A 7,852-nucleotide genomic window follows, 5' to 3' on the forward strand; every position below is an offset into this window, starting at 1 on the left:
CCGCAGGACTCGTGCTTGTAGAACTCCACCCAGCGCAGCGTGGTGCGCACCACCGAGACGGTCTCGTCGAACACCTGCAGGGCCTTGGTGCCGAGCATCGAGCCGACGCCGCCCATGCCTTCGTAGTCCAGCGGCACGTCGAGGTGCTCCCCGGTCAGGATCGGGGTGGAGGAGCCGCCGGGCGTCCAGAACTTCAGCTCGTGGCCCTCGCGGATGCCGCCGGACAGTTCCAGCAACTGCCGCAGCGTGATGCCCAGCGGCGCCTCGAACTGCCCGGGTCGGACGACGTGCCCGGACAGGGAGTAGATCGTCATGCCCTTCGACTTCTCGCTGCCCATGGAGCCGAACCACGACGACCCGTTCTTCACGATGCACGGCACCGAGGAGATCGACTCGACGTTGTTGATCACGGTCGGCGAGGCGTACAGGCCGGCGACCGCGGGGAACGGCGGGCGCAGCCGCGGCTGGCCGCGGCGGCCCTCGAGCGAGTCGAGCAGCGCGGTCTCCTCGCCGCAGATGTAGGCGCCGGCCCCGGCGTGCACGATGATGTCGAGGTCGTAGCCCGAGCCCAGAATGTCGGTGCCGAGATAGCCGGCCTCGTACGCCTGGGCGACGGCCTGCTGCATCCGCCGGATGACGTGCAGCACCTCGCCGCGGATGTACACGAACGCGGTGTGGCAGCCGATCGCGTAGGAGGCGATGATCATGCCCTCCACCAGCGTGTGCGGGCTGGCCAGCAGCAGCGGCATGTCCTTGCAGGTGCCCGGCTCGGACTCGTCGGCGTTGACCACGAGGTACTTCGGGTTCGGGTTGTCCTTGGGCACGAAGCTCCACTTCATGCCGGTGGGGAAGCCTGCGCCGCCGCGGCCGCGCAGGCCGGAGTCCTTGACCAGGTCGGTGACCTCGGCCGGGCTCATGCTCAATGCGGTGCCGACGGCCTGGTAGCCGCCGGACGCCTGGTAGGCCTTCAGCGTCCAGGACTTCTCGGTGCCCCAGTTCGCCGAGAGGACGGGGGTCAGGGTGTCGCTCACTTGTCCTCCACTGTGGGTGCGGACCAGCCACGCGCGTCCGCGATGGACTTGCCCAGCAGGGACGCCTCGCCGGCGCTGGGGCCCTCGTCGGCGCGGCCGTCGGGGAAGCCGGCGAGCACGCGCTCGGCCTCGCGCCAGCTGGTGATCGTCGCACCCCGGGTGGAGTGGACCTCGCGGCCCGCGGCCAGGTCGTCGAGCAGCGCATCGGCCTTGGCGGGCGTCATGTTGTCCATGAACTCCCAGTTGACCATCATCACCGGCGCGAAGTCGCAGGCGGCGTTGCACTCGATCCGCTCGAGGCTGAACGTGCCGTCGGGCGTGGTCTCGTCCGGCCCGATGCCGAGCTTCGCCGAGACCCGGTCGAGCAGCGCGTCGCCGCCCATCACCGCGCACAACGCCGTCGTGCAGACGCCGACGTGGTGCCGACCGCCCGGACGGCGCCGGTACATCGTGTAGAACGTGGCCACGCCGGAGACCTGGGCGGTGGTGATGCCCAGCACGTCCGCGCACGCCTCGATGCCGGCCGGGGAGATCCGGCCGTCCACGCTCTGCACCAGGTGCAGCATGGGCAGCAGGGCCGAGCGGGGCTGCGGGTAGCGCCCGGCGAGCTCGCGCAGCTCCGCGATCGTGGTCTCGTCGATGTTGGTGGACGTGTCGGTCATGTCCACCTCCCCCGAGTCGGGGAACCAGGACTGGAACTCGTGACCGCTCATCGGTCGACGCCTCCCATCACGGGGTCGAGGGAACCGATCGCCACCACGACGTCGGCGATCATGCCGCCCTCGCACTGGATCGGTACGGACTGCAGGTGGTTGAAGCCCGGGTCGCGCATGTGCACGCGGAAGGGCCGGGTGCCGCCGTCGGAGACGACGTGGCAGGCGATCTCGCCCTTCGGGCTCTCGATCGGCACGTAGACCTGGCCGGGCGGGACGTGGAAGCCCTCGGTGACCAGCTTGAAGTGGTGGATCAGCGCCTCCATGGACTCGCCCATGATGTGCTTGATGTGCTCGTGGCTGTTGCCCTGGCCGTCCGGCCCGACCGCCAGTTGGGCCGGCCAGGCGATCTTCGGGTCGTCCACCATCACCGGCTGCCCCGTGGACGCCTCGAGCCGGTCGGTCGCCTGCTTGACGATCTTCAGGCTCTCCCACATCTCGTCCAGACGGACGCGGAAGCGTCCGTAGGCGTCCGAGGTGTCCCAGGTGATCACGTCGAAGTCGTAGGTCTCGTACCCGCAGTAGGGCTGCTGCTTGCGCAGGTCCCACGCGTAGCCGGTCGAGCGCAGCACCGGGCCGGTGACGCCGAGCGCGAAGCAGGCCGACAGGTCCTGGTAGCCGATGCCGCACATGCGGCCCTTGAAGATCGGGTTCTCGTTGCAGAACGCCGCGTACTCGGGCAGGTGCTTCTCCAGCCACCGGATCAGGTCGCGCAGCTGCGCGATCCCGGTCTCGGGCAGGTCGTTCGCCACGCCTCCGGGGCGGATGTACGCGTGGTTCATCCGCAGGCCGGTGACCGCCTCGAAGAAGTCGAGGATCATCTCCCGCTCGCGGAAGCCGATCGTCATCACCGTCAGGGCGCCGATCTCCATGCCGCCGGTGCCCACGGCGACCAGGTGGGACGCGATCCGGCACAGCTCCATCATCAGCACCCGGATGTCCTGCGCGCGCTGCGGGATGTCGTCCTCGATACCGAGCAGCCGCTCGACGGCCAGACAGTAGGCGGCCTCGTTGAACAGCGGAGCCACGTAGTCCATCCGGGTCACGAAGGTCGTGCCCTGGGTCCAGGTGCGGTACTCCATGTTCTTCTCGATGCCGGTGTGCAGGAACCCGATGCCGGGCCGGATGCTGGTCACGGTCTCGCCGTCGCACTCCACCATCAGCCGCAGCACGCCGTGCGTGGACGGGTGCTGCGGGCCCATGTTGATGACCAGCGTCTCGTCGCCGCGCTCGGCCTGCTCACTGGCGATGTCCGCCCAGTCGCCGCCGCCCATGGCCGTGTAGACGGTGCCTTCGGCCTCCTCGCCGGGACCGGCGTAGAAGTCGGACTGCTGCGCACTCATCAGTAGTTCCTCCGCGTGTCGACCGGCGGGACGGTGGTGCCCTTGTACTCGATCGGGATACCGCCGAGCGGGTAGTCCTTGCGCTGCGGGTGGCCGACCCAGTCGTCGGGCATCAGGATCCGGGTCAGGTGCGGGTGGCCGTCGAAGACGATCCCGAACATGTCCCAGGTCTCGCGCTCGTGCCAGTCGGCGGCGGGGTAGGTCGCCACCACGCTGGGGACGTGCGGATCGGCGTCCGGGCAGGTCGTCTCCACGCGCAGTCGGCGGTTGTGGGTCATCGACTGCAGGTGGTACACGACGTGGAGTTCGGCGCCCGCGTCGTCGGGGTAGTTCACACCGGAGACCGACGCGCAGAACTCGAACCGCAGCAGTGCGTCGTCGCGCAGCGCCCGCATCACCTCGGTCAGCTTCTCGCGCGGCACCTGGAAGGTGAGTTCGCCGCGGTACACGACCACCTTGACGAACGGATCGGGGACCAGGCCGGCGAGCCGGTGGAAGACCTCGTCGAACCAGGAGCCGAAGGGCGGTTCCGCCGGCGCCGGCCACGGGATCGTGCGGACGATCCGGCTGTAGCCGGAGGTGTCGCCGGTGCCGCTGCTCCACATCCCCTGCCGGGTGGGGGCGGGCTTCGGATCGGTGGGGACGGCGGGGACGGCGTCGGGCTGGACGAGGTCGGGCTGGGCGTCCTCGCGCTCGACGCCGGCCTTCGGGGACGCCTCGGGGTCGCTCACCTTGTCGCTGACCGTCTTCTCCTCGCCGGGCAGCTTCTCGCCGGGCTTGTCCCCGCTCATCGCAGGAGGCCCTTCATCTCGTGGGTGGCGGGGGCGACCAGGGCCGCCTTCTCCGCCTCCTCCCAGGCGTCCAGCTCGTTCTGGGCCATCGGGCGCTTCATCACGATGTCCTTCTTCAGCTTGAACATCGCGTCGATCAGCATGTCCGGGCGCGGCGGGCAGCCGGGCACGTACACGTCCACCGGGACCAGGTGGTCGCCGCCCTGGATGATCGCGTAGTTGTTGAACATGCCGCCCGAGGACGCGCAGACACCCATCGCCAGCACCCACTTGGGGTTCGGCATCTGGTCGTAGACCTGGCGCAGGACCGGGGCCATCTTCTGGCTGACCCGCCCGGAGATGATCATCAGGTCGGCCTGGCGCGGGGAGGCGCGGAACACTTCCTGGCCCCAGCGGCCGGCGTCGAACCTCGGCGCGCCGTAGGTCATCATCTCGATGGCGCAGCACGCCAGGCCGAAGGTGGCCGGCCACAGCGAGGCCTGCCGCATCCAGCCGAACACGCCCTCCAGCGTGGTCAGCACCACGCCCTGCGGGATCTTGTCCTCAATACCCATATCGCTGCCTTACCTGCTCAGTCCCATTCCAGGCCGCCGCGGCGCCACACATAGGCGTAGGCGACGAAGACCGTGGCCATGAACAGCACCATCTCGATCAGCGCGAAGAAGCCGAGCTGGGGGAAGGTCACCGCCCACGGGTAGAGGAAGATGGTCTCGATGTCGAAGACGATGAACAGCATCGCCGTGATGTAGTACTTGATCGGGAACCGGCCGCCGCCCATCGGCTGGGGGGTCGGCTCGATGCCGCACTCGTAGGAGCTGTACTTGACCTTGTTCCAGCGCCGCGGCCCGACGACGGAGCTGAGCCCGATCGAGATCGCCAGGAAGCCGCCGGCGAGAACCATGATGCCCAGCAGTGGGATGTAGGGGCTCATCGGACGCTTCCCTTCTGGAAGATCTCTCGACAGTGCGTTTTCATCATGCTGAGGGTGCCACCTTTGCGAGGGCGGAGATGACCTTGTCCATCCAATCACCATCCCGGGTGTCGTAGAGGTGGGCCAGCAGCTTCATCGTGAAGCGCATCAGCGTGGGCCGCGGGAGACCGTAGCGGGTGCACAGATGCATCACCTGCGGGTGCTCGATCAGGGAGACGAAGACCTGCCCCAGACGGAAGTACCCGCCCCACTCGGCTTTCAGACGCGCGGGGTAGCCACGCAGGGCCTCCTCCGCGCTCGGGGTGCCGAACCCGCGGAAGCGGGCGTCCGCGATCGCGTCCGCGGCCATCTCCGCCGCCTCCATCGCGTAGGAGATGCCCTCGCCGTTGAACGGCGAGATCATTCCGCCCGAGTCGCCGACCAGCAGCAGCCCCCTGGTGTAGGCCGGCTGCCGGTTGAAGCTCATCGGCAGGGCGGCGCCGAGCGTGGGGCCGACCTGGTTCTCGGGGCGGAAGCCCCACTCCGGTGGCGTGTTGGCCAGCCAGGCGCCGAACATCTCCCGGTAGTTCAGCTTCGCCGGCTCCGAGCTCGACCCGACCGTGCCGAGACCGACGTTGACCGTGCCGTCGCCCATCCCGAACACCCACCCGTAGCCGGGCAGGAGATTGGACTCCCCGGGCTTGCCGTCCCACAGCTCCAGCCACGACTCCATGTAGTCGTCGTGGGTGCGGGGGGAGGTGAAGTAGGCGCGGACCGCGACGCCCATCGGTCGGTCGGTGCGCTTGGCCAGGCCCATACCGAGGGCCAGTCGGGCGGAGTTGCCGTCGGCGGCGACGACGACCGGGGCCCGGAAGGTGCGCCCGTCCTTGGTGGTGACGCCCACGATCCGGTCGGTGCGCTCGTCGATCACCGGTGCGGTGACGTTGGTCTCCTCGTAGAGGCGGGCACCGCCGGCGACCGCGCGGTCGGCGAGGATCTTGTCGAACTCGGCGCGGGCCCGGACGAGGCCGAACGGCGGGAACTCCTTCAGCTCCGGCCAGGGCAGCTCGAACGGCTCGGTGCGTCCGCCGTAGACCCGCAGGCCCCTGTTCCGCACCCAGCCGGCTTCTTCGCTCGTGTCGATGCCGAGCCGCACCAGCTGTTTGACCGCACGGGGGGTGAGCCCGTCGCCACAGACCTTCTCGCGGGGGAACGTCGCCTTCTCCAGCAGCACCACGTCGAGGCCGCGGTCGGCGAGGTGTGCAGCGGTGGTCGACCCACCGGGCCCGGCGCCGACGACGACGACGTCGGCCTCAATGCCTTCGCCGGTGGCCGGCACCGCCGGCTTCGGCTGGGACATGGGCGCTCTCCTGCAACTGCTTCGGGACTTCCGCCAGTCTAGGCAAAACGAGCGTTCCAGGCCATTTGGCGCCCCGGTGGGCCGCGTCGGCGGAGCGGCTATCCTGCGTGGGTGATCCATCACCCGCCGGGGCCGCAGTGGCGTGCGACGACCGTCGGAATCAACGATCCCGGGGAACTGGCGTCCTATCTGCCCCCGTCCGGCGGTTACGCCTGGCTCCGCAGGGGCGACGGCATGATCGGCATCGGCGAGATCGCCCGCTTCGAGGGCGGCTCGGCCGCGGAGGCCGACGAGTGGTGGCAGGAGGTCTGCTCGCGGATCGAGCACGAGACCGAACTGCCCGGCACCCCGGGCACCGGACCGGTCGCGTTCGCGTCCTTCGTGTTCGACCGGGGGCACACCTCCGCCCGCTCGGTGGTGGTCGTGCCACGGATCGTGCTCGGCCGGCGCAAGGGACTGTCCTGGCTGACCTCCATCGGCGGGACCCGCAGCGACGTGCCCGGGCTGCCGGCGACCTGGGCCGATCCGCCCCCGCCGGTCGGCGTCGCCCCCGTCGACGCGAGCCTGGACGCGGAGGCATGGCAGTCGATCGTCACCCAGGCCGTGGGGCGGATCGGCCGCGGGACACTGGACAAGGTGGTGCTGGCCAGGGCCGCGACGCTCGCCGCCGCCGAGCCGCTCGATCCTCGAGCGCTGGTGGTCCGGCTCGCCGAGCGCTACCCCACCTGCTGGACGTACCGGGTGGACGGCCTGGTCGGCGCGTCCCCGGAGATGCTGATCCGGACGGAGGGCGGCCTGGCGACCTCGCGCGTACTGGCCGGCACGATCCGGCGCAACGGCGGCGAGGAGCTCGACCTGAAGCTCGCCCACGCCCTGGCCCGGTCGGGCAAGAACCTCGCCGAGCACGAACTCGCCGTGGACTCGGTCGCGCACGCGCTGGAGCCGTACTGCTCGGGCATGAACGTGCCGGACGCACCGTATGTGCTGGAACTGCCGAACGTCCTGCACCTCGCCTCCGACGTCACCGCCGTGGTGCACTCCGGCGTGAGCGTGTTGCGGCTGGCCGGCGAGCTGCACCCGTCCGCCGCGGTGTGCGGGACCCCGACGGACGTGGCGAGGGCGACGATCGCCGAACTGGAGCACCTCGACCGTGGCCGCTACTCCGGCCCGGTGGGGTGGCTGGACTCGACCGGTGACGGCGAGTTCGCGATCGCGCTGCGATGCGGGCTGATCGACCCCGACGACCGACGCCGGATCACCGTGTACGCCGGCTGCGGGATCGTCGCAGAGTCCGACCCGGCGGAGGAGTTCGCCGAGACCGAGGCGAAACTGCTGCCGATGCTGGAAGCGCTGGGGGTGGACCTGCCGCAGCACTGACGCGCGCAGGGGCTGAGCCTGGTGCATCGGCTGAGCCGCACCCTGGTCGGCCGGGAGTCGCACGAGAACCTCGAAGCTGTCGTCAGAAGCCAACGTCCGCAGGTCACCACCGAGCGCCTCGACCCGGTCGCGGAGCCCCTGCAGACCGCTGCCCTCCCGACCCTGCGCGAGCGGGCCGGCGAAACCGTTCGTCGCGCGCAGTTCGATGATGTCTCCGACACGGTCGACGCGGAGGTCGACCGGCCCGCCGTCGCCGTGCCGGGCGGCGCGCCGCCAGTGAGCAGCACGCAGACGAGGGCCGCCGAGATCAGGGCGGCCGCTCGGCCC

The 7,852-nt window shown here is 70.0% G+C and carries 9 protein-coding genes; 2 read left to right on the forward strand and 7 right to left on the reverse strand.

Annotated features, from left to right (window positions below):
* The 7 genes from nuoF to QM638_RS01745 form a co-directional block, all read right to left on the reverse strand.
* Nucleotides 1-1,031, reverse strand: a 1,031-nt coding sequence (gene nuoF / locus QM638_RS01715) for an NADH-quinone oxidoreductase subunit NuoF (protein WP_415140204.1), incomplete at its 3' end; no start/stop codon positions are given.
* On the reverse strand, nt 1,028-1,744 hold the full coding sequence (gene nuoE / locus QM638_RS01720; protein WP_415140205.1) for an NADH-quinone oxidoreductase subunit NuoE: 717 nt from the start codon (nt 1,742-1,744) through the stop codon (nt 1,028-1,030). The genes nuoF and nuoE, both read right to left, overlap by 4 nt.
* Nucleotides 1,741-3,018 (reverse strand): NADH-quinone oxidoreductase subunit D, encoded by a 1,278-nt coding sequence (locus tag QM638_RS01725; protein WP_415140212.1) that lies wholly within the window; start codon nt 3,016-3,018, stop codon nt 1,741-1,743. Before QM638_RS01725 ends, nuoE begins: the two co-directional genes overlap by 4 nt.
* A gap of 68 nt (nt 3,019-3,086) precedes the next feature.
* The gene (locus tag QM638_RS01730) at nt 3,087-3,878 is read right to left on the reverse strand and encodes an NADH-quinone oxidoreductase subunit C (protein WP_415140206.1); all 792 of its coding nucleotides are present in this window, start codon (nt 3,876-3,878) and stop codon (nt 3,087-3,089) included.
* The gene (locus QM638_RS01735; protein WP_415140207.1) at nt 3,875-4,432 is read right to left on the reverse strand and encodes a NuoB/complex I 20 kDa subunit family protein; all 558 of its coding nucleotides are present in this window, start codon (nt 4,430-4,432) and stop codon (nt 3,875-3,877) included. Before QM638_RS01735 ends, QM638_RS01730 begins: the two co-directional genes overlap by 4 nt.
* A 17-nt stretch (nt 4,433-4,449) precedes the next feature.
* Complete coding sequence (locus QM638_RS01740; RefSeq protein ID WP_415140208.1) at nt 4,450-4,809, reverse strand: NADH-quinone oxidoreductase subunit A; 360 nt, start codon at nt 4,807-4,809, stop codon at nt 4,450-4,452.
* A 43-nt stretch (nt 4,810-4,852) separates the two neighbouring features.
* A complete protein-coding gene (locus QM638_RS01745; protein ID WP_415140209.1) occupies nt 4,853-6,148 on the reverse strand; it encodes a geranylgeranyl reductase family protein in 1,296 nt (431 codons plus the stop codon).
* A 111-nt stretch (nt 6,149-6,259) separates the two neighbouring features.
* Here QM638_RS01745 and QM638_RS01750 point away from each other — a divergent pair, with 111 nt between their 5' ends.
* Both QM638_RS01750 and QM638_RS01755 read left to right on the forward strand, forming a co-directional pair.
* The gene (locus QM638_RS01750) at nt 6,260-7,525 is read left to right on the forward strand and encodes an isochorismate synthase (RefSeq protein WP_415140210.1); all 1,266 of its coding nucleotides are present in this window, start codon (nt 6,260-6,262) and stop codon (nt 7,523-7,525) included.
* Between the two features lie 21 nt (nt 7,526-7,546).
* Nucleotides 7,547-7,852: hypothetical protein (locus QM638_RS01755; protein WP_415140211.1), on the forward strand; the 306-nt coding region annotated here is incomplete at its 3' end.

Source organism: Nocardioides sp. (genome assembly GCF_047606145.1).
Taxonomy (GTDB): domain Bacteria; phylum Actinomycetota; class Actinomycetes; order Propionibacteriales; family Nocardioidaceae; genus Nocardioides.